The sequence below is a fragment of the Microcoleus vaginatus FACHB-2002 genome, from assembly GCF_040004035.1.
GTDB classification, from domain to species: Bacteria; Cyanobacteriota; Cyanobacteriia; order Cyanobacteriales; family Microcoleaceae; genus Microcoleus; species Microcoleus vaginatus_C.
The window spans coordinates 240,805-260,918 of record NZ_JAMPLN010000001.1; the positions used below are offsets into that span (position 1 = coordinate 240,805).

Genomic DNA, 20,114 nt, shown 5'->3' on the forward strand with positions numbered 1-20,114 from the left:
GTCGGACGTTTAATACAGGATGTGCAATTGATCTGGTAATTAAAGCTCGCCCCAACTCAATCTCAAGGAGCATCCGAGAGGTTATTAGTCGGAAGATTACTCACCGCCCGCTGAAGAGACGAAAGCCCCAGGTTGTAGGTGACAATTGCCGACAATCGGTTTCTCTCAGCCCTAGTCAAATCAGTTTCCGCCTGAATCACATCCGTCTGAGTACCCACACCAGCTTGAAAGCGCAGTCTGGCCAAACGCAAAGCTTCCCTTGACTGCAAAACCCCCGCCTCCGAAGTTTCGATATTCTCAAAACTCGACTCCAAGCCAAAATAAGCTTGTTCCACTTCCCGGCGAACCTGATTGCGGAGTTGGTCGAATCGACTTTCGGCGATCGCAATATCAGCATCCCGCTGTCTCACCCTCGCGTTCGCCGCGCCCCCATCAAAGATACTCCAAGTCAGACTCGCCCGGATCGAATAACCATCGGCCCAGCCGCGAGTAGCAAACGGGTTCGGGTCGTCAGGGTCTTGCCCCAGCACGTTGTAACTACCCCCAACACTCAGTTGAGGCAAACGCCCCGCCTGAATCGATCGCCTCTGCTGCTTGCTGATATCCCTCTGCACCAACTGCTGTTCCAACTCGGGGCGATTCCTAAAAGCCTGCACGATACTCTCTTCCAAAGACAGCCTCCAAGAGCCGGCTTGCTCTACCGGGTCAGCCGCTGTCAAGTTCGCCGACTGGCTGATATTCAAAATCTCAGCCAGACGCCGCTGGGCAACTCGCTGATCGCGGCGGGCAACTGACAGTTGTTGCACTTCGTTAGCCAAATTTGCCTGAGCCTGCAACACAGCAAACCGGGTTCCCACCCCTGCCCGTTCCAAAGCTTCGGCATCCCGCAAACTTTGCTGGGCATTTCTGACCGAAGCTTGGCGGATGGCAACTTGTCCGTCCGCGTTTTGCAAGGTGTAGTAAGCCTCAGCAGTGTCGAAGCGGAGTTCCTCGGCTTGGCGTTCCACATCCAGTTCCCGAAGGCGCAACTGTTCCTCTGCCGCGCGGATGTTAGCCCGCCGCCTGCCGAACAAATCCACGTCATAGCTCAACTGCAAAGTGCTGTTGAGACTGTTGCTGCCGAAATTTTGCCGGGCTTGCTCGGCGGGCTGCCCGGTTCCGTTAGCCCGAGAGTTGTTGAAGCGCTGCTGAGCCCGGACTCCGAGTTCTCCCCCGGCAGTCACAGACCGGCTGGCGTCCATTTGAAAATTCAGGTCTGGATAAAGAGCAGCTTGCTGTTCGCGCAAAGCTGCTCTGCTTTGTTCCACTTGCTGTCCGGCGATTTGCAAAACTTGGCTGTTGCGGCGGGCGAGGTCGATCGCCTGCTGCAAGGTAATTGACTCAGTTTGCTCGATCCTGACATCCTCCGGGTTTGTCGGAAACTGCAGCGGATTCGGGTTGGGTTCCAGGGAAGCCGGAGGCTTGGTGTCTAAAATGCCCCTTGGAGGCACAGGGGGGAAACTTTCGTTCGGAGTGCCCCGGAGAATGGGTACCGGGGAACTGGGCACAGGAACATTGTTGGGAGGGTTCGGGGAAGGCTGCTGAACCTCTGTCGGTTCCAAACCTCTTAGTGGTGTGGAACCGCCCTGAGACAGAGTTGATGGGGCAGCCGGAGCAGCCTGTTGAGGCTTTGATGCTTGCTCGGGCTGGGTTCGAGTTGATGCGATATTCGCTCCCCCTTGCTGCTGAGAGTCGGAGGTTTGAGGGTTAAGGGCGATCGACTGTTCGGCCTCTGATGCTGATTCTGCCGCTGTGTTCGAGGTCGATCGAACCTTCTGACCTAATTCGAGCTGATTGCTAAGGGCCACACTGTCCTGAGATTGAGCCGGAGGCTGTGCTGAAGCACTCTGTGCGGCGTTGCTGAAAGTAATTGCAGCGCCCACTCCGACTACGATGATTTGACGAAAAACACGCATAATTTTTTAATTACTCTGCAATCCTAGAGACAATTTTAGAGCAAGAGTTGGCTTCAAGTTTCTAGTTTGTAGCCTGAACTCGCCAGTTACAAGTCAGAATTACCCTACTCATCTTAACTGTTGAATGTTCGGTTCAAAATTTACAATTCAACTTCAGCAGTTGCTCGACCGATCGCCGCCGAGATTAGTTCCTCTACTCCGCTAACCGGCAAAATCCGGGTTTTCAGCAAGCTGGCAAGTTGTTCGACGGTCATGTCGTCTAGAAAACGCGGTTCCCCCTGTTTTAGCATCACCGACGGCAGCAGGATGCCATCTCCCAAGTCTCGCCCCTGCAAAGCTTCGAGCAAATCTTGCCCGGTGAGCAAACCCGTAACAGTGATAGTTTGTCCCCAGTAGTGGCTGCACAGTGCTGCCATGTTGACGGACAAGCCGGGAATTTGGTTTAGTTGTTGTACGATCGGCTCAAAAGCTTTTTCGACAGCATTCCCCACCACCCAAACTAACTTGCGCTCTGGCTCTACTTGCATCGGTTGCAGCTTCTCAAAAGCCGTTTCAAACTGCTGGATAAACTGGCGGATAGAACCCACACCGTTACCAATTTGCGGATAATCTTCGTAATCAGCAGCCGACGGCAAATCTAAACCAGCTATTAAAAACCACTCGTCAGCCAGCCAAATACAGCGCGATTTTGAATTCTGCTTTTTAGCTTTTCCGCCCCCTTTTCCTGTACTTAAAAGCACTTGAATTTTCTGCACTTGCTCTATTACTTCTCGCGCTTTTTCCGCAGTTACTGCGATCAGTTCATCTTCTGCTGGGCGAAAGCGAGTTAAACCCACCGGCACTACAGCCACCGATGCTACAGCGGGAAGATTTCCGGTATGAAACTTTGCCAAATCTAACAAAGTGCGTTCTAAATGTTCGCCGTCATTAATACCAGGACAAACAACTACTTGAGCGTGAATTTGCAAGCGGCGTTCTTGAAACCATTTGATTTGTTCTAGAATCTTCCCAGCGCGGAGATTTTTTAACAGCCTAATTCGCACTTCTGGTTCGGTAGCGTGCACGGAAACATAGAGAGGAGAAAGCCGCATTTGTTCGATTCTGTCCCACTCTTTTTGAGTCAGATTTGTGAGAGTGAGATAGCTGCCATAAAGAAAGCTGAGGCGGTAGTCATCATCTTTGAGATACAAAGTTTCGCGCTTTCCCGGAGGCTGCTGGTCGATAAAGCAAAAAGGGCAGCGATTGTTGCACTGAATTAGTCCATCGAAGAGAGCAGTTTCAAATTCCAATCCTAAATCTTCGTCGTACTCTTTTTCGATTTCTAACTTGTGAGTTTTGCCTTTACTGTCTAATACTTCTAGTTCGAGAACTTCATCGGCGCACAGGAATTGATAGTCAATTAAATCGCGGGGTTTTTGACCGTTGACTGCGACGATAGAGTCTCCGGGTTCAAATCCCATTTCGGCGCAGATGCTGTCGGGGATAACTTTGGTAATTATGGCTGGTTTGATTGAGGATTCGCTCATGGTTATTTGTTATTTGTTATTTGTTAGCGGAGAATGTTTACAGTTTAACTTGTCTAGGCTGACAGAAGCGATCGCCCGATGACTTCTGCCAGTCTAGGCGAGTGAATTGTCTTTAACAGAATTGACTTGTCGGGTTGCTAAATATACAGCATTATATTTTTTCCATAAACAGTCCTGCAATCCGCACCTCAAAAGTTATTCCGGGTAGCTGAGGCTGCCATCCAAGTTGCACTGCTTGCCGTATCCATTGTGTTGCATCACAGGGTGTTACTGGTTTCACTTCGTTAGCGGGACTTAAACCTTGAGGATGAGGTCGATCGGTGAGGATAACTAACACCGAACCCCGTTTTTCAGCGTGTTCGACACCAACATGAATGTTTCCGCAATCGTAGTATGCTTGCGTATAAGTAGCTTGTCTTCGGATTAGCCAGATGAAAGGCTCCCCATCAACAATTATTTTTCTGGTTCCTTTTTTCGGTATTGACATAGTTTGTTTCAACAGGAATATTTCAGCATTCTCAACAAGCATTGATAAACCGGGACTAGGAGCGAAGAATCTAGGTTTTGTTGCTCCAGTTTTTGCCAGAAACCCGGTTTCTGCCACAGGTACAATATCTAAGTTTCAAGAAATCCTAATCTACGAGCGCTCGATCAATATAACATTCAAAGATTACTTTTTTCAACATAACTTTTTAGGTTCTACAGCAATAAATCCCACATATTGAGCATTTCAAGATACATTTTTTCCGACTTCAATTTTTTGTGTTCCAGCTCCAGATTTGTGCTATTATCAGTTTCATGGAGTGTATAGCAAATAGTTAAATAGTTTTCTGGCACTCTAACCGTACCGTGATTGTCGCTCCAGTACCTGTACTGAACTTTTTCATTAGGCAATAAGATTTCAATTGTTCCATAATCCGTAAAATCTCGGTCTCCATTACTTCCCTTGAGAATAATCTTGCTACCAACTTCCCAAGTCGATCGAACTTCTTTCAGTGGATAATATTGGACGAGTTTGTCGGAGTTAGTCAGCGCGTCAAAGAGAACGCTTGGCGGCACATCGATATTTGTTTTTGGATTAAAAATGTTGTCATAATCTATGCTTTTATTATCAAAAATATTCCCACCGCGATCGTGACGCAGCCAGCAGCAATGTTGATGCCTTTCGTGATTTTAGAACTGATCAGCAATCTAGCTCGATCGGCCGCGAGTGCGTAACCCAGTTTTACACCACCTACGGATACTATAGCAATTGCAATGATGATGGCAGTATCAAAATAAGATATTTTGGAAAGATCGAGAAATGCTGGAAAAAAACCGAGATAGAAGAGAGTTGCTTTTTGGTCGCCTAATGTAATAAACAATCCCGTTAAAAAACTCGACAGCCAAGAGGATTTAACAACTTCCGCCGCTTCTACATCCTGCAATTTTGACCTGCACAAACCTATTCCCAACCAAATGAGATAAGCCCCGCCGAGATATTTGATGAGAAAAAATAGGTTTCCCATCTTTTCCGCAAGCAGCGATAAACCTAAAATGGCTATCAGGATGAAAATGATGTCACCAACTACTATTCCTAGGGTTGTAAAAACACCGTGAATAAATCCAAATGCGGCCGATCGAGTGGAAACAGCCAATACGCTGATGCTGGGAATAGCAGCCAAGACGGTCATCGCACAGAATAATGCTACAATACTACTAAAGTTCATATCGCTAACTACTTTCAAATCCGGAAACTAACTGTAGAACATTTGCTATAACAGGTGTAGATTTTTTAGCTGAGAAAAGTCTATGAAACGCAGGTCTCTTGGCTGGCATCACCTTCTCTTGGGTGCGATCGCCCTATCCATTGAATCGATCGTTTGCAGTTGCATTTCTGTTTCGGCACAAGAGCTACCTACTCTAGCAAAAAATATGTCCTATGCGCAAGCTAGGGCAGGTTTACAAGATGCGGGGTGGCAAGCTGCTTACAACAATTATTACTCCCCCGGTCGGATTGCAGCCTTAAATTCGATCGAGAAATATATTATCAGCAAATTTTGGTTTGCAGAACTGGTCGCTTGTCCGGAAACGGCACGGGGATTGTGTCATTTTCAGTTTGTCACAGCAGATGGGAAAACTTTAACCATTACAACCACCAATAATAGCGCAGAAAAACAACCCTCGATCGTCTCTTGGGAGGTAAAACCGGCAAAAATTAAACTTTCTCAACCCCTACCAATGTTGCGTCAGGATAATCCCTATGCTGAGGTGAGACAAGCTTTAATTAATGCTGGGTGGCAACCAGTTTCCGACTCTTATTTATCGCCCTCCGATCGCGATCGTGCCGATCGATCTGGGTATCCAGAATTGCAAGCCTGTAGCGGTACGGGTTTGGGATTTTGTAGCTTTATTTTTAGCGCAGCCGACGGTCAAAAACTCCGAGTTATAACGGCTGGAAGAAATTCGACACTTTATAGGTGGTCGATCGAAGAAGGAAGATAATGGAAGAAGATGGCGTGCCAGATGCTACCAATTGGATTTTAGGATCGGTACAAAGTTCATAGTTGATAGTTAATATTTAATCGCCTTCGGAGAACAGGTAAATGTCCCTTTTAGCTACCCACGATCGCATACCACAAACTCAGCATCAGGCACAAACTCGCTAAATGTTGTGGAATCAAAAATTTAATCGAGCGCTTGGCAATTTTTTGAGTCACAAATATTGTAACTAATAATGATACAATCAAAGTTAAACCTTGCAAGAAACTAATCACCGCTGGATCGCCAATAAAACTCGGTAAATCGTCTCTAATTTGTCCGAAAGTGGCAAAAGTTACGGGAATCACTCGACCGGCTTCCTGCAAACCCAATCGCCAATAGTGAGCCAAACTACCGCCCCAGACTAAGGGTAAATAACCGTAGGCGAGAGAGACAAATGAGAGGGGTTTGTAGGTTGTAAATGGCATGGTTTCTGCTTGTCCCAATCGATAAATTCCCTGTATGATTGCGTAGGCAATTAGGGGAATCATCGGCGGGATAATTAACACTGCGATCGACAGTCCTAAATGAGGTAAAAATTGCTCTAAATTGATGCCCAGCCCCAACAAACTATTTATCTCCGGCAAGCGATGCAGATAAATACCGCCTAATAATAGAAATAACAGGGCAACTTCATAACTGTGAGGAACGTGGGTAGTCCATAATTCGATGCCGGGAGGGCGCAGATTTAATTCTACCGATCTATGCGGACAAGCTTTCAAGCAAGTCATGCACAACACGCAATCTTTATTATCGGTTAATTGGGCGGGATGGGAATAAATCGGACAGCCATTAGTAGTTAATCCTTCCCCCAAGCCGGGGCCGCCTTTGTAACATTGGTAGGTGCTGCATTCCGCCCCGCAGGTTCCTTGTTGGGCGCGAAGTTCGATAATTGATAGTTTAGCAAATAATCCATTCATTCCCCCGATCGGGCATAAATAACGACACCAAAATCGCCTCTCGAAGATTAGGGAAAAAATTACCGCTCCGGCGGTGATGAGTAACAACAAACAACTGGATAAATAGGCGGTATTTTCTAAATTCCACAACTCTTCCCACAGAAATATCAGAGTAAATAGTCCAAATAAAAGCCAGCCACCCCATTTTTCGGCTTGTTGGCGCGGCCATTTATTAAGAGTTCGAGGGAAAATTTTCAGCGATAGTTTTTGGACGATTTCCCCATAAATCATAAAAGGGCAAAAAGCACACCACAATCGCCCGATGATGGGGAATAATAATAAAATTAACGGCCACCACCACGCCCAAAAGATATTTAGGGCAAAATTATGTTGTCGATCTTGGGGAGCAACAAACAGGATAATTACCACCAATGCAAACACCCAGGTGGTAAACCAATAATTCACGCGATCGGGATACCAATCGCTCCGTAAAAATTGCCGAAATTTTGGATAAATATTTAATAAATTCAGCCGAAACTTTTGTTTCTTCGCTGCCTGGGCCCAAAACACTTCTTCCGTTAATACCTGACTCCCTTGTGCTTGAACTAAGGCGCGATCGACCATTCCCTGCAATTCCTGCAAATTACCTGGAAAATCGTAGGCTTGTAAGCGGCGAATTGCTTCCGGTGTAACTTGGGGCTTGACTAATTTCTTTTTGCGGCCAATGATATTGAGATAATAGTTGACTTGTGCCTCTAAATCTGTTTTTCGCACCCGCAAGGATGGGACTTTAATCTTGTGTTGTGTCAGCTTATCTAGCTTGGGCTGCACAATTTCTGAGATTAAAATTATCCGGGCCTTACTAGAACGCGGTGGTCGCGGTATTTGTCCTTCCTTGACAACTGGCGTATAGGTTCCCTCGGTTAATAATTGCTGAATTTGGGGGCATAATTGAGCGGGTAATTCTTGCACGTCATTTAAAATTAACGTCCCTTCTCCCAACCATTCCAACAGCCCCGGTTTGCCGCCCAACCGCCCGAATAATTCCGCTCCATTGCTCTGAAGTAAAGCACTTTTAATCTGAATAATTGGCTCGTTGCGGCGATGGGAACCGAAATGAATTAAAGCAGCTAAATTATCCTTTTCTAAACCAGGTTCGCCAGAGATTAACACCGATCGGCTGTCACTCGATGCCGTGCGAATTTGTTGGCGCAATTTCACTGCATAACGACTATTGCCAATGACTCCCCGTCTCGCCCTAGGTACTAGATAGCTGCGGAGGGCATTTTGACGCTCTCGTTCGTAGGCGATTTCTGCTTCTAGCTGCTCTAATTTCGCCGCCAAACGTTGAGCGTAGGCTTCGGCGATCCGTGGATATCTTTCTAGCAAACCACGCCAACGATCGGCACTAATTACCCAAAATTGACACTCTGTCCGAGCAATAATTCGACTATCCGCAGGTTGCGATCGTTGAAGGGCCGATAAATTGACGATCGCCCCCGGCAACAAACTACTCGCCCACATTAAACCCGGTTGTTTGTGGCGGTATCGATCGGCCTGTCCTCGTTCTAGGATATAGAGATTAGTGACTGGTGTATCTTCGATTACCACTCGAAATCCAGGGGGAAAAGTTGACATCTCCATTTCACCGGCGATCGCCTGTAAAATCTCGCGGGATAATATGCCTAATTCGGTGCTCGATTCGAGCCAGTTAACTAATGTTTCGGTAGACATCGCTTAGCGTCGGCGAAAGCCGAATCGTGGTAGTTGGTGTAGAATCTATATTTTTGTGCTACATCAATATTAACTGCTGGGAACGACTAGCATTTTGAGTTTGAGTGTGGTGTTAATTTTCTGTCTTCAGCATAGCCGATCGATACTCCCCGCTCTAATATATTTTTTCTGCACGTCCTCCTGCAATCCTCACCTTAAAGGTATTCCCGATCGCGCGAGGCTGCCATCCAAGTTGCACTGCTTGCCTTATCCATTGTGCTGCATCAGAGGGTGTTACTGGTTTCACTTCGTTAGTTGGAGTGAAACCTTGAGGATGAGGTCGATCGGTGATGATAACTAACACCGAACCCGGTTCGTCAGCGTGTTGGACAGCAACATGAAGATTTCCGCAAGCGTAGCATGATTGTGTATAAGTAGCTTGTCTTCGGATTAGCCAGATGAAAGGCTCCCCATCAACAATTATTTTTCTGGTTCCTTTTTTCGGTATTGACATAGTTTGCTAAGCTCGTTAGCGTAAAGCTAAAAATCGCACTTGCCATTCTCATTCTCCTTCCAGACTGCACTCAGCTATTAGCAAAATTTCCTCGATCGCCAAACCTACGGAAAAACGGCGACTGACTTCAAATAAGCCAGGCATTGCAAGACCTGCTTGCATTCGTTCATAGGCGAAGTTGGTCATCGTTGCTACATCGCTTGAACGCGGACAATATCAACGTCGGGATTCCGCCGCAGAATACCTCGGACAATCTAATTGTTAAAGTTCTCGTCTGCCAAGAATCGCAGCATATAAAACTACCCTTTTTGGTTGCGTCTTGCTAATAGGCGATCGCGTATTCCAACTGGGTTAAAACGCCTTTCTGCTTCCTGCTGAACTTCTGCGGCAAGACGTTGACGTTCCATCAGATAAGCGTTAACTTCGGATTGGTGTCGCAAGTAGTAGCCGAGCGCAAAATAATAAATATCGGAAAGTTGAAGAGACGGGTACTGTTACCTAATTTCTTCTGCTGTGCATCCTTCAAGAAAAGCTGTAATGAGTGTATCTCGGGTGACGCGGGTTCTGCTAACGCGAATCACACCCTTTGCATCAGCCACCAGCGGAATTGGTTCAGCCGTAGGAACAAGTAGCATTTTGAGATTGATGGCAGTGTTAGTTTTCTCTCTTTAGCTTAGCAGTTTGCTAAAGTCGATCGCCTTTACAATCAGGATAAGTTCTGGGTTGTGAATTTAGCTTGGCTGTGAGAGGATGTATCAAAAATATGTATTTATGAAACTCAAAATTTTGACGGGCTCCTGACAGGCTTAGGATCGCGAATTAAATAATTTACACAAGTTTGTGGGGAGTAGGGGTTGGGCCAGAAAGCCCGTCCAGAAAGAGCGGGCGGGATGCCCATCCCACAAGAACCATCACGCATTGTAAGTTATTTAATTCTCATTCCTTAGTTGTTTCGGCCATCACAACACCGCTCTTTTGTCAACCCAGCCGTGCGGGAAATAATCGCTTTTTTTGCGATACTCTTCCATATATTAGCACTGGGATTCTGAACGGAGAAGCCGTTTGAAATCTGATACTATTGTTCCCACAATTCCGGGAGTGATAAAGAAGGACATCGCTACACCAATGCTAGCAGCAGGAACCAGCATAATTAGCGCTAATTGTGCATTTTGGCGCTCGCTATATTCGAGCATTCTACATCCTTCACGGCGACGCTCACTTTGAGTTAAAAGCTAACAGCTTGTCAGCTATTAATAAGCTTTTTATGAACGGGCAAGATGCCGGTTCCACAAGAAAATTTACTCTTTGGGGAACAGGCATCTTGCCTGTTATTGTTGTGTGGAACAGGCATCTTGCCTGTCCTTGTAATTATAACAACCTACACATTTTTCACTGCCCCACCTGCGAGCGCCGTTAAAATGGCTACGCCAAAAGCTAGCCGATACAACACAAATATCCACGTCTTTTGAGTTTGCAGGAACTTCATTAGCCACGCGATCGACAAATAAGAAAACACAAATGACGAAATCGTTCCCACTATCAAAGCTGCAACTCCAGCATCGCCGATTCCTTGTGCCAAATCACCCTTTAATTCCACTAATCCAGCCAGAGTAATTGCCGGAATTCCCAATAAAAAAGAAAACCGCGCGGCGGCAGGTCTTTCCAATCCCATGAACAATCCTGCTGTTAGAGTGGAACCCGATCGCGAACACCCCGGAATCAATGCAATTGCTTGAGCTAATCCCATCAAAATTCCGTCTAAGACAGTTAACTTTTCATAAGTGCGATTGCGCTTGCCAATTTTTTCTGCTGTTGCTAATAGTAGCGACATGACTATCGAAGCAATGGCGATGCTGGCCAAACTCCTGAGCGGCGACTTGTCAAAATCTGGAACCAATGCCTTGATTAGCAGCCCAAAAAAGACTATAGGTATTGTTCCCAAAACCAGTGCCACCGCCATTTGAAACTCATGCGATTTGTAGTTGCGCTGCACCACGGCTTCTACGGCACCAACAGTTATATTTGTCAAGTCTTTCCAGAAATACCAAAGCACTGCAATAATGCTGCCCAACTGAATCACAGCAGTATAAGCAACTCCGGGATCGCCCCATCCTAGGGCGATCGGCACTACCTTTAAATGAGCGCTGCTGCTGATGGGCAAAAACTCTGTTAATCCTTGCACAATCCCTAAAACAAGGGCCTGCACCAGATTGATTTGAGCAGACCCGGAAACATCAGCAGCGGGCGTTTGGGCGAGGAGTGCGTCAAGCAAAGCTATCATTAGTTGTAAATTCCCAGTTGTCAGTTTCTAGTAATCAGTTGAATTTAATATCTTGCACCCTTCTGGGAAGCTAGAAGCCCACCCCACCACAAATAAATTTTATTGTGGCGCGGACACTTCCATCCCGCCCGTGAAAAGCCGATCGCAAATAGTGCTCTTCAGTCATTATAATCGCCTTGTAGATGGGCACTATCAGCAATTTATGCTAGTCGAGCCGAAACTACTTTAACCTACTCACCAACATTTGCCTACATTTTGCTGATAAACTTAGGAAAGTTTTTGCATCTGATTTCGCTTTCCTTACAGCAACTGCCAACACCCTATGATATTTCCTGAGAACAAAAATTCAATTGTTACTCCTGCTTCTGGCCTGGGCTTGCTGAAGCGAATTTTGTCAGCCAGTCTTTTAACAGTGGCGATCGCACTTAGCTTGATACTGCTAACCGGCACGCCACCAGCCTTAGCAACTCTCACCGACGATCGCTTTGACGGTACAATCTTTGCCCTCTACGCCGGCAACGGTTCCCTAGTTCCTCCTAAAGTCAAGCTTGCAGATTCTTTCAAACGCCATAAACCCGTCCTGTTAGTTTTTTATACTGATGACAGCAGCGACTCGAAGCAATATGCGATCGTCGTCTCTCAACTCCAGGAATTTTACGGCCGCGAAGCCGATTTTATGCCCATAAGCATTGACTCTTTGCCTCCGCAACCGTCACCGGAACTCACCGAACCGAGCCATTATTACGAAGGTTTCGTACCTCAAACTCTCATCCTCGACCAATCGGGAAAAGTAGTTTTTAACGAGAAAGGACAAATACCATTTGAACAGGTAGATGATGCTTTTCGGAAAGTATTTGATTTGCTGCCGCGAGCAAAATCACTTCCGCTCAAACGCCGCGTTGTGAACGAACTTAATGTCGAATTATCCAAGTAATAGGTAAGGGCTAATTGCTAGTCGTTATAGCAATTTTTAAGGAGGCATTAACAGAGTTTTTTTGTCTTATATTGGGTAAGGTGCGCCCGGTCGCACCCTACATTTAGGGTGATACAGTCAACAGTCAACAGTCCAGAGTCAACAGTCAACACTCAAGCATCAACCGTGATTCTGCCTCAGTAATTCTTTACAAACACCATCTCGGATATCAGGGCAAAATGGACGTGAACTATTTAAACTATAAACCATGAGTAGAACCTTAATTCCTGTGATTCTGGCCGGCGGTAAAGGTGAACGTTTCTGGCCACTGAGTCGCAAGCAGCGGCCCAAGCAGTTTTTGAGTCTCGACGGTAGTGGCAAGAGTTTGCTGCAAGCTACAGCGGAAAGACTATTAACATTAGGTAACGGCTGGGACGATTTGTGGGTGGTAACGTCGGAAATGTTGGCTGCGGGAGTCCGGGAACAGTTGCCGCTGTTACCTCCTGAGAATTTGCTGGCGGAACCGGAGGGCCGGGATACTGCGCCGGCGGTGGCCTGGACTGCTATAGAAACTGCCAAGCGTTACGGTGAGGATGCGGTGGTGGGTTTTTTCCCGGCGGATCACTGGATTGGGGAACCAGAGGAGTTTGTCAAGACTTTGGAGGCGGCGGCCGAGTTGGCGAAAAATCAGGATGCGATCGCCACTTTGGGAGTAAAACCGAGTTATGCTTCCACCGGCTACGGCTACATCGAACAAGGCGAGGAAATTGGCAGTTTTGCCGGTTTTCCGGCCTATCGGGTGGCCAGGTTTACCGAAAAGCCCGATCGCCCAACTGCTGAAGAATTTGTAGCCAGCGGCAAGTTTAGTTGGAACGGCGGAATTTTTGTCTTTCGAGTTGGAACTGTCTTGACAGAATTGCGAAATCATGTACCGGAAATGATGGCAGCTTTGGAAGCAAAAGGCGCGCAGGCTTACTCGGAATTACCCAAAATTAGCATCGATTACGCCCTGATGGAGAAGACGCAAAAAGCTTGTGTTCTGCCCGTAGGCTTTAGCTGGGACGATTTGGGAGATTGGAATGCGATCGGTCGTTTGCTGCAAGGAGACAAACCGAATGTCGAGTTAGCAAAACACGTCGGAATTGACACCAAAGGTGGCATTTTTTATGCAGCGGATGAGAATGAAGTCATCGTCACCATTGGTTTAGAAGATGTGGTAGTTGTCAGAGATGGCAATGTGACTTTGATTGTGAAAAAGGACAGGACGCAGGAGATTAAACAGGTAATCAAGGTATTGGGAGAAGATGACAAATTGAAAGATTTGTTATGATGTAAGTACGGCACAGATTGGGCAGGCGAATACAAAGGATTAATCACTCTTTATCCAGACTTTCGTTTATTAATCTGTGTCGTACTTTACTATTCTACTTTTGTTGTTCGCACTTCCACTCAAGCCATTTTTGTAGCAGAGTCATAATTAAAGCATCTGCTTCGTATAGTGACATAGGTTCTTTTGGTGGAGCGTGCTTATCGACACCATGCCGTGCATCATCACCAATTGCGCTTTGACTATTAGCAGTATGCGTGAATTGGCTAATCTTATCTTTAGTTATCCACTGTTCAATCTTTTTTTTACCAGCATCTTTATGGACAATTTCATAAACTTTGTACAGATTAATCCAGTTATGTTCAAAGTCCGTAATTTGTCTGAAGACATTTTTAACTATCTCGTCTTCTTCTGCCAGCTTCATCCAGGAGTCAAACTCTAAAATAGGGATTATATCTTGACCGCCTTCTAGTTGGATAGAAACAGAACAACTTGAACCCACGTTAATTGTGGCTGAAAGCGCACGCCGCCCATGACGCTTACCTTCTTCGTCAACTTCGTAGATCATATCAGGCTTAAGAAGTGGAAAATCTGTAAATTTAATCCTTGCAACAGCACTTATGTCTCGAAGAGGTTTAGTAGCTTCCCAATATACATCAGACACATTCGTTAGTGATTCCCAGCGCGAAGAAGTTAGGTAATATTTACTATTCTCTGTGATTACGCTAAATTCATCTGATGAACGCAGCAAGTTCGACAAATTGTCAAAATCCGACTTTTCAACATCTTCTAGTAAAACTAGCCATTTCATTGAAAAAACCTCCTAATCGTAATCTTTAAGGAAATACAACTGGCTTTTTTGCGATATAAAGAGGAGAGACAATCGCCAATGGTGGCATTGCCTCTCCTCTATTCTGCCTGGGACTTTATTTTTTCCCAAGTCCCCAACAATTAACCGTTCCTCAAGAAGGATTAATCAATCAGTTCCGGCGTAGGAACTTGTGCATTAATCTGAGCCTGAGAAAACGAGGGCAGAGCCCAAGTTGTCTCACCGGCTTTAAAAACTTTAGCAGGGGCAACATTCAATTGAATACCGCCCGTTCCTGCACTCGTTGTAGCAACTAGCTGCGTACCATCTACAACCTTAATAGCAACCGGTTCAGCCAAAGAAACTGCCTGAGTCGCCGGGCCTAAAATAGCTTGAGTCCCTGCTGGCAAGTAAATACCATCGCAATCCCAATCATCATCTGTAATCTCACCCGCTGCCAGGAAATAAAGTTGCGTCGGCGATTTTTTCGGCTTATTCGCATAAACTGCCAGCGTTTGCCCGGTTTGATTGCGGCACTGAGCCCGCTTTTTAGCAGTTTCGATCACGTATTTCTGCATTTGCAATTCGGACAACCGCTGTTGGTACTGTTCAGGCGTATAACCCGCAGTCGAAGGATCGCTCTGAGCTGACAAAAGCTGATTCAATTCCTGTGTCACTTCCGCATAGTCAGCCCCCTTTGTGAAATCCTTGCCGGCCCAAGAAGGCTGAGCTACAGCTAAGTTTACGAAAAGCACTAAAGCCACCAGAATTAGTTTGAAAAACTTGCTCATTTTTGTTGTCCTTTGTGTAAAAAATCAGAGTTTGTTCTTAGAAAACCCCTCCACTTTGCTGAAGTTATAAATTATTTTTCAACTTCAGCAAAGTGGAGGAAACTTGAACTCTAGCTTGCCTAAATTTTTTCGACTTTAGGTGCAGTCTCTAACGATTGATAACTGTCTTTAAGCAATATCAGCAGCCACAGGCAACTGATAGCTACAGTAACTACCGTTAAACCGCGATTCTCTAGAGTATGGCTATCGAGCAGGATCAGCGTACCCAGACCCATTAGAACGAAGGGAACAAGGGAATTACCGTAGCGGACAAGTAGGGTCGCGATCGCGCTCATGCGAGTTAGTTGATACGCCACATAACACCAGACACCCACTAGCAAGAAAAAGACGCTCAGAATCACTAGCAGGCTATCCCAAGTGCAGTTGGCAAACAACGGGACATAAATTCCCACATTATCACCTCCATTAGCAAATGTCACCGCAGCTACGCTATAAGTTTGTGGGGATAAAAGACTAGCAAAGATAGTGGATTGAGGCGAATCTGTAGCAGTATTTTCATCATCAACCTCTGTATCTCTATTTAGCAGGCGGCTGACTCCAATGGCAATTGGTACTAACCCCAACATCCCCACCCAAGGGCGCGGCACCATCATACAGCCAAAGAAGCTAGGAAGACTAAGCAGCACCAGTGCTGCGAACCCAAGATATTGTCCTGTAACAATATGTTGCCGTCTAAAAACAGCATTGACTTGGGAGAAAAACAGCAGCAAGATGACAATATCATCTAAATTTGTGGCGACGAAAGCTGTAATGCCTGTGGAAGTAGCGGTAATGAAGGGGTTCATATCTAACTGCCTAGATTGTGATGCGAGTATGCCTGCAATAGTGCCGGAGATTAATTGATTTATAAGTTTTTTTTAGGTTAAAACTGTTACTTAACAGATTGGCGAGACTGACGCTCTCATTCACTGGTTAGTAACGTCGCTTGTCACAGATTGAAATAGCTTAACGCGGATACCGAATGTGTTGATGGCTTTTGAGGTGGAAGTGAAATTGGCATCACTTCTGCATATTTTGATGAGTAAAAGTTCGATTTAAATACTTGGGGAAGTAGTATGGGAACCTCAGCCTTCTGCTTCTGATCGGAAACAGACGGCTTAGCTGCTTCATTAACTTCGGTAATTGCCTTAACGGGGGCTGGCATCACCATCTCTTTGATGGGACTGACAGATTGCTGTTGCTGATTGAGCTTTTCCATTAAGTCAGGAATGTGGTGGCTTAATCGATCGAGCTTTTCGTGCAGTAGTACCACATCGTGAGCAGCTTTGAGATTAACTTGATGATTGTAGAGATTTTGTTCGCGTTCTGCATCCGACTGGCGGTTTTGACTCATTAACACAATCGGTGCAGTGTAAGCAGAGGCAAAGGAGAATACTAAGTTGAGCAGGATGAAGGGCTGCTGATCCCAGTGAGGAAGGCCCGGTGTCAGGTTCGCGCCCACCCACCCGGCGAGGATTACTGTCTGTCCAATCAAAAAGGGCCACGAACCCACTTTCGCTGCTAGGGTATCTGCTAACTGCTGTCCGCGAGTTAAGGTTTTTTCCTCTGGTTTTTGAGGCGTAAGCTGTAAAGGCCTTTGATGGCTGGCGGTTTTCATTTTTGCGTTAACGCTGTTGGATAGAGTGGATTTCATGGCAAACCTCACGGGTGAATGTCTAGTGGAAGCTGACTGGTTAATGTTCGCTGGCGTGTTTCTTTGATGCCTTTACTTTAGTCAAGCTCCACTCATAAGAGCAAATGTTCTTTTTTATCAAATCAATCACTTCTATTTATAGACTTGTTGGGAAATAGTAAAGCCAAAGTCAAGATGGGTATTGTATCCAGAGGCGGCCAAGCTAGAAGTTTAGAACCAATCCCAGCAGATGACCGTGATACTCAGTGGCAGACAGTTCTCGTTTGCCTTACTCGGTCAACTCGGCTGCAAATATGACGTGGAAGAAACTCAAACTAATTGTACATTTGCTAGAAACGACCTATGAAAAGGGGATTAAGGATCCATTTCAGGAACTAGAACAGTACCTCCGGTTCTGGCATCGCTCCGAAATCCTGTCTAAATGGGATATCACAATTGTTCCCACTTGATTGGGCTTTTATTTAATCGCCAGTCGCTTTCTGGTAAAAATACTTTAGGCTGTTTCTAAATCAACTTATTCCATTCTGCGGAATCGACATGGGGCAACATCTTTTCAATATATTTTACGACTAGGGGATGCAAAATATTTTTTACCTTCTATAGACAACCCTGTGCCATTCAATTTATTCTAACTATAAGTAGCAAATGATTTTAGCTACCTAAGCTAACAACAAAGAAGAAAGATATTCATCTGCCACCTGTATCTGATTATCAAATGCTGTAAGAGTGTAATCTTTGTAAATCTCTATGAGCATTGTTGAATCCCGAAACAGCCTGGATTGCAAATGCTCTGCGGTTATCATAATTTTTCATTGTAAAGGCATTGTGTGCTGATTGGAGAGCGGCACGGAAATCAGCATAAAAAATCACGTCTATTTTATGATCAATTCGCTTTAAGCCTTGTTCAATTTCTTCTAACCGCTGTAGTACGACACTAAATCCTATACATGAGACAGCTAAAGTGAGGATACTCGTAACAGAACCACACTGAGATACTAGGGTTAATACTTGAGAAAGATTAGGGTTTACTTCACGCCACATAGCAACTATTTCAGGCGGCTGCTTCTGTGCATCCCGAATCACACTGCCAACTCGTACATACTTCCCACTTTCTAAACCTTGATTAATCCAGTCAGGAATTGTAAATATTCCATCAACTGCACTCATGTTTTTGACCAGTTTCTAAATCGGAATATTTACTTTACGTATATAATTATTTTTTTGCATCAATAAATTTAATTATAAAAATATCATGTCTGCTTTAAATGTATATTACCATGAGGATTAATGCCACGGCCAAAGACCGATCGCCCCCAGACCCCAAAATTCGTGAAGCGAAGCTATCCTGTAGGGAATCGCACCCTTTCGCCCAAGTTATTCCCCAAGACACTGGTCAGCTTGGTCAACAGCGCTATCCTAGTAGTTATATAGCCCTTAAACCCGATCGACCCGGAGGCCCCTTGTTCAGCCTAGTTCAAAACAATTCTCGCAAAGGAGAAATTCTAGAGGTCGTCTTCCGCAACGGTTGGGACTACATGAAAAGCCTCCTAACCGGCCGCAAAACCGACGCACCCAGTCTCCCAACTCCAGCAGTTCTCCGCAACATCCTCGTCCAATTAGGCCCAGTTTTTGTCAAATTAGGACAATTGCTGAGCACCCGTCCCGACCTTTTACCGGCCAGCTACATCGAAATCCTCTCCACGCTACAAGCGGAAGTGCCGCCCGTACCGTGGTCGCAAGTAGAAGTTATCGTCCGCAAGGAACTCACACAATCTCTCGAAGATACCTTCGCCAAATTTAACACCGAAGCCATCGCCGCAGGTTCGATCGCCCAAACCCACAAAGCTACTTTAAAAGACGGTCGCGAAGTCGCCCTCAAAGTTCAGCGCCCCGGTATTGATATTGTCATCGAACAAGATATCGCCGTCCTCCGAGGTTTGGCAGAACTTGTCATGCTTACAGACTTCGGTCAACAATACGATATTGTCGCCTTAGCAGAAGAATTTGCGATCGCCCTGCGTGCAGAACTAGACTTCATTCAAGAAGCCAGCTACACAGACGAACTGCGCCGCAATTTATCTAAAAGTAAATGGTTTGACCCCACACAAGTTGTCCTACCAGAAATTAACTGGGAGTTGACTACAAAAAAACTCTTAGTAATGGAGTGGCTGAACGGAGTCCCAATTTTGTTAGGCGATTTGCAAGGAATTCGCAACAAAGGAGATGTAAATGCCGAACGCGAAGAAATTACAACCCTGCTTTGCCGCGTTTTCTTCCAGCAGTTGTATATCGACGGATTCTTTCACGCAGACCCGCATCCCGGCAATTTATTTTATCTCAAAGATGGCCGCATAGCCCTGCTAGACTGCGGCATGGTCGGCAGATTAGACCCGCGAACTCAGCAGAATTTGACCGAAATGTTGCTGGCAATTGTCGATTTAGACGCTCAGCGCTGCGCTCAATTAACTTTGGAAATGGCTGAATTTGCTCAGCCGACAAGTTTAGTGAATCTAGAGAACGATTTGGCTCGAATGCTCCGCAAGTATTACAATATCAGCTTGTCGCAAATGAACTTGTCGGAAATTTTTTATGAGGTGCTGGAAATCACCCGCAAAAATAAAATTCGACTCCCCAGCAATCTCGGTTTGTATGCAAAAACTCTAGCTAATTTGGAAGGACTGGCGCGCTCTTTTAATCCCAGATTTAATATTGTAGAGCAGGTCAAACCGCTGATGACCGATATGTTCCGGCGTCAGTTATTAGGAGACGATCCGATCCAAGCTCTGCTGAGAACTGCCCTGGATCTCAAAAGCTTATCTTTGCAATCTCCGCGACAGGTGGAAGTGCTTTTAGACCGAGTTACTTCGGAAACTTTGAAGTGGAACTTGACCCTAAAAGAACTCGACCCGCTACGCCGCACTCTGGGGGATTCTGCGAACCGACTTTCTTTTAGTATTGTCGTGGGTTCGCTGATTGTGGGGGCGGCAATTATTTCTTCTAACGCACAAACTCCTCAGCTATCTTTTCTGAGCACTGGTTTGTTTGGGGCCGCGAGTTTTTTGGGTTTGTGGTTAGTTATTAGCATTCTCAGGTCAGGGCGTTTGCGGAGTTGATTGTACAATATCGGTATGTTTTGTGGAACAGGCATCTTGCCTGTTCTTGAGAATGGTGGAA

General features: G+C 45.7%; 20 protein-coding genes. 4 read left to right on the forward strand and 16 right to left on the reverse strand.

What is annotated here, in order from left to right:
- Positions 1-62: 62 nt before the first annotated feature.
- The 5 genes from NDI35_RS00970 to NDI35_RS00990 all read right to left on the reverse strand — a co-directional run bounded on the left by NDI35_RS00970 (position 63) and on the right by NDI35_RS00990 (position 5,190).
- The gene (locus NDI35_RS00970; RefSeq protein WP_445311097.1) at positions 63-1,955 is read right to left on the reverse strand and encodes a TolC family protein; all 1,893 of its coding nucleotides are present in this window, start codon (positions 1,953-1,955) and stop codon (positions 63-65) included.
- A gap of 140 nt (positions 1,956-2,095) precedes the next feature.
- A complete protein-coding gene (locus NDI35_RS00975) occupies positions 2,096-3,481 on the reverse strand; it encodes a TIGR03279 family radical SAM protein (protein ID WP_445311098.1) in 1,386 nt (461 codons plus the stop codon).
- A gap of 151 nt (positions 3,482-3,632) precedes the next feature.
- On the reverse strand, positions 3,633-3,968 hold the full coding sequence (locus NDI35_RS00980) for a hypothetical protein (RefSeq protein WP_445311099.1): 336 nt from the start codon (positions 3,966-3,968) through the stop codon (positions 3,633-3,635).
- A gap of 212 nt (positions 3,969-4,180) precedes the next feature.
- On the reverse strand, positions 4,181-4,540 hold the full coding sequence (locus NDI35_RS00985) for an SRPBCC family protein (protein ID WP_445311100.1): 360 nt from the start codon (positions 4,538-4,540) through the stop codon (positions 4,181-4,183).
- Between the two features lie 38 nt (positions 4,541-4,578).
- Positions 4,579-5,190 carry a LysE family translocator gene (locus tag NDI35_RS00990; protein ID WP_445311101.1) on the reverse strand — a complete coding sequence of 204 codons (612 nt, stop codon included), beginning with the start codon at positions 5,188-5,190 and terminating at the stop codon, positions 4,579-4,581.
- Positions 5,191-5,272: 82 nt separating this feature from the next.
- Between NDI35_RS00990 and NDI35_RS00995 the strand changes: the two genes are divergently transcribed.
- Entirely contained in the window at positions 5,273-5,965 is a 693-nt protein-coding gene (locus NDI35_RS00995; protein WP_445311102.1) for a hypothetical protein, read from the forward strand.
- A gap of 110 nt (positions 5,966-6,075) precedes the next feature.
- Here NDI35_RS00995 and NDI35_RS01000 read toward each other — a convergent pair whose 3' ends face one another.
- From NDI35_RS01000 to NDI35_RS01025, 6 genes are all read right to left on the reverse strand, one after another.
- The gene (locus tag NDI35_RS01000) at positions 6,076-8,634 is read right to left on the reverse strand and encodes a sigma 54-interacting transcriptional regulator (protein WP_445311103.1); all 2,559 of its coding nucleotides are present in this window, start codon (positions 8,632-8,634) and stop codon (positions 6,076-6,078) included.
- Positions 8,635-8,788: 154 nt separating this feature from the next.
- Positions 8,789-9,127 (reverse strand): hypothetical protein, encoded by a 339-nt coding sequence (locus tag NDI35_RS01005; RefSeq protein WP_445311104.1) that lies wholly within the window; start codon positions 9,125-9,127, stop codon positions 8,789-8,791.
- 48 nt (positions 9,128-9,175) lie between these two features.
- Positions 9,176-9,313 (reverse strand): hypothetical protein, encoded by a 138-nt coding sequence (locus NDI35_RS01010; RefSeq protein WP_445311105.1) that lies wholly within the window; start codon positions 9,311-9,313, stop codon positions 9,176-9,178.
- A gap of 308 nt (positions 9,314-9,621) precedes the next feature.
- Complete coding sequence (locus tag NDI35_RS01015; RefSeq protein WP_445311106.1) at positions 9,622-9,762, reverse strand: hypothetical protein; 141 nt, start codon at positions 9,760-9,762, stop codon at positions 9,622-9,624.
- Positions 9,763-10,158: 396 nt separating this feature from the next.
- Positions 10,159-10,320, reverse strand: a complete 162-nt coding sequence (locus NDI35_RS01020; RefSeq protein WP_445311107.1) for a hypothetical protein — start codon at positions 10,318-10,320, stop codon at positions 10,159-10,161.
- 185 nt (positions 10,321-10,505) lie between these two features.
- Positions 10,506-11,408, reverse strand: coding sequence for an undecaprenyl-diphosphate phosphatase (locus tag NDI35_RS01025; protein WP_445311108.1), 903 nt, complete (start codon positions 11,406-11,408; stop codon positions 10,506-10,508).
- Between the two features lie 322 nt (positions 11,409-11,730).
- On the opposite strand from NDI35_RS01025, the gene NDI35_RS01030 reads away from it, so the two are divergent.
- A complete protein-coding gene (locus NDI35_RS01030; RefSeq protein WP_445311109.1) occupies positions 11,731-12,342 on the forward strand; it encodes a thylakoid membrane photosystem I accumulation factor in 612 nt (203 codons plus the stop codon).
- A 247-nt stretch (positions 12,343-12,589) separates the two neighbouring features.
- Positions 12,590-13,651, forward strand: coding sequence for a mannose-1-phosphate guanylyltransferase (locus NDI35_RS01035; RefSeq protein WP_445311110.1), 1,062 nt, complete (start codon positions 12,590-12,592; stop codon positions 13,649-13,651).
- 94 nt (positions 13,652-13,745) lie between these two features.
- On the opposite strand, the gene NDI35_RS01040 is transcribed toward NDI35_RS01035, so the two are convergent.
- The 5 genes from NDI35_RS01040 to NDI35_RS01060 form a co-directional block, all read right to left on the reverse strand.
- A complete protein-coding gene (locus NDI35_RS01040) occupies positions 13,746-14,459 on the reverse strand; it encodes a hypothetical protein (RefSeq protein ID WP_445311111.1) in 714 nt (237 codons plus the stop codon).
- A gap of 161 nt (positions 14,460-14,620) precedes the next feature.
- Positions 14,621-15,247 carry a hypothetical protein gene (locus NDI35_RS01045; protein WP_445311112.1) on the reverse strand — a complete coding sequence of 209 codons (627 nt, stop codon included), beginning with the start codon at positions 15,245-15,247 and terminating at the stop codon, positions 14,621-14,623.
- A 119-nt stretch (positions 15,248-15,366) separates the two neighbouring features.
- Complete coding sequence (locus NDI35_RS01050; protein ID WP_445311113.1) at positions 15,367-16,092, reverse strand: cadmium resistance transporter; 726 nt, start codon at positions 16,090-16,092, stop codon at positions 15,367-15,369.
- Between the two features lie 143 nt (positions 16,093-16,235).
- Entirely contained in the window at positions 16,236-16,940 is a 705-nt protein-coding gene (locus NDI35_RS01055) for a DUF1003 domain-containing protein (RefSeq protein WP_445311114.1), read from the reverse strand.
- Between the two features lie 711 nt (positions 16,941-17,651).
- On the reverse strand, positions 17,652-18,107 hold the full coding sequence (locus NDI35_RS01060) for a hypothetical protein (RefSeq protein WP_445311115.1): 456 nt from the start codon (positions 18,105-18,107) through the stop codon (positions 17,652-17,654).
- Positions 18,108-18,400: 293 nt separating this feature from the next.
- Here NDI35_RS01060 and NDI35_RS01065 point away from each other — a divergent pair, with 293 nt between their 5' ends.
- On the forward strand, positions 18,401-20,053 hold the full coding sequence (locus NDI35_RS01065) for an ABC1 kinase family protein (protein ID WP_445311225.1): 1,653 nt from the start codon (positions 18,401-18,403) through the stop codon (positions 20,051-20,053).
- Positions 20,054-20,114: the final 61 nt, after the last annotated feature.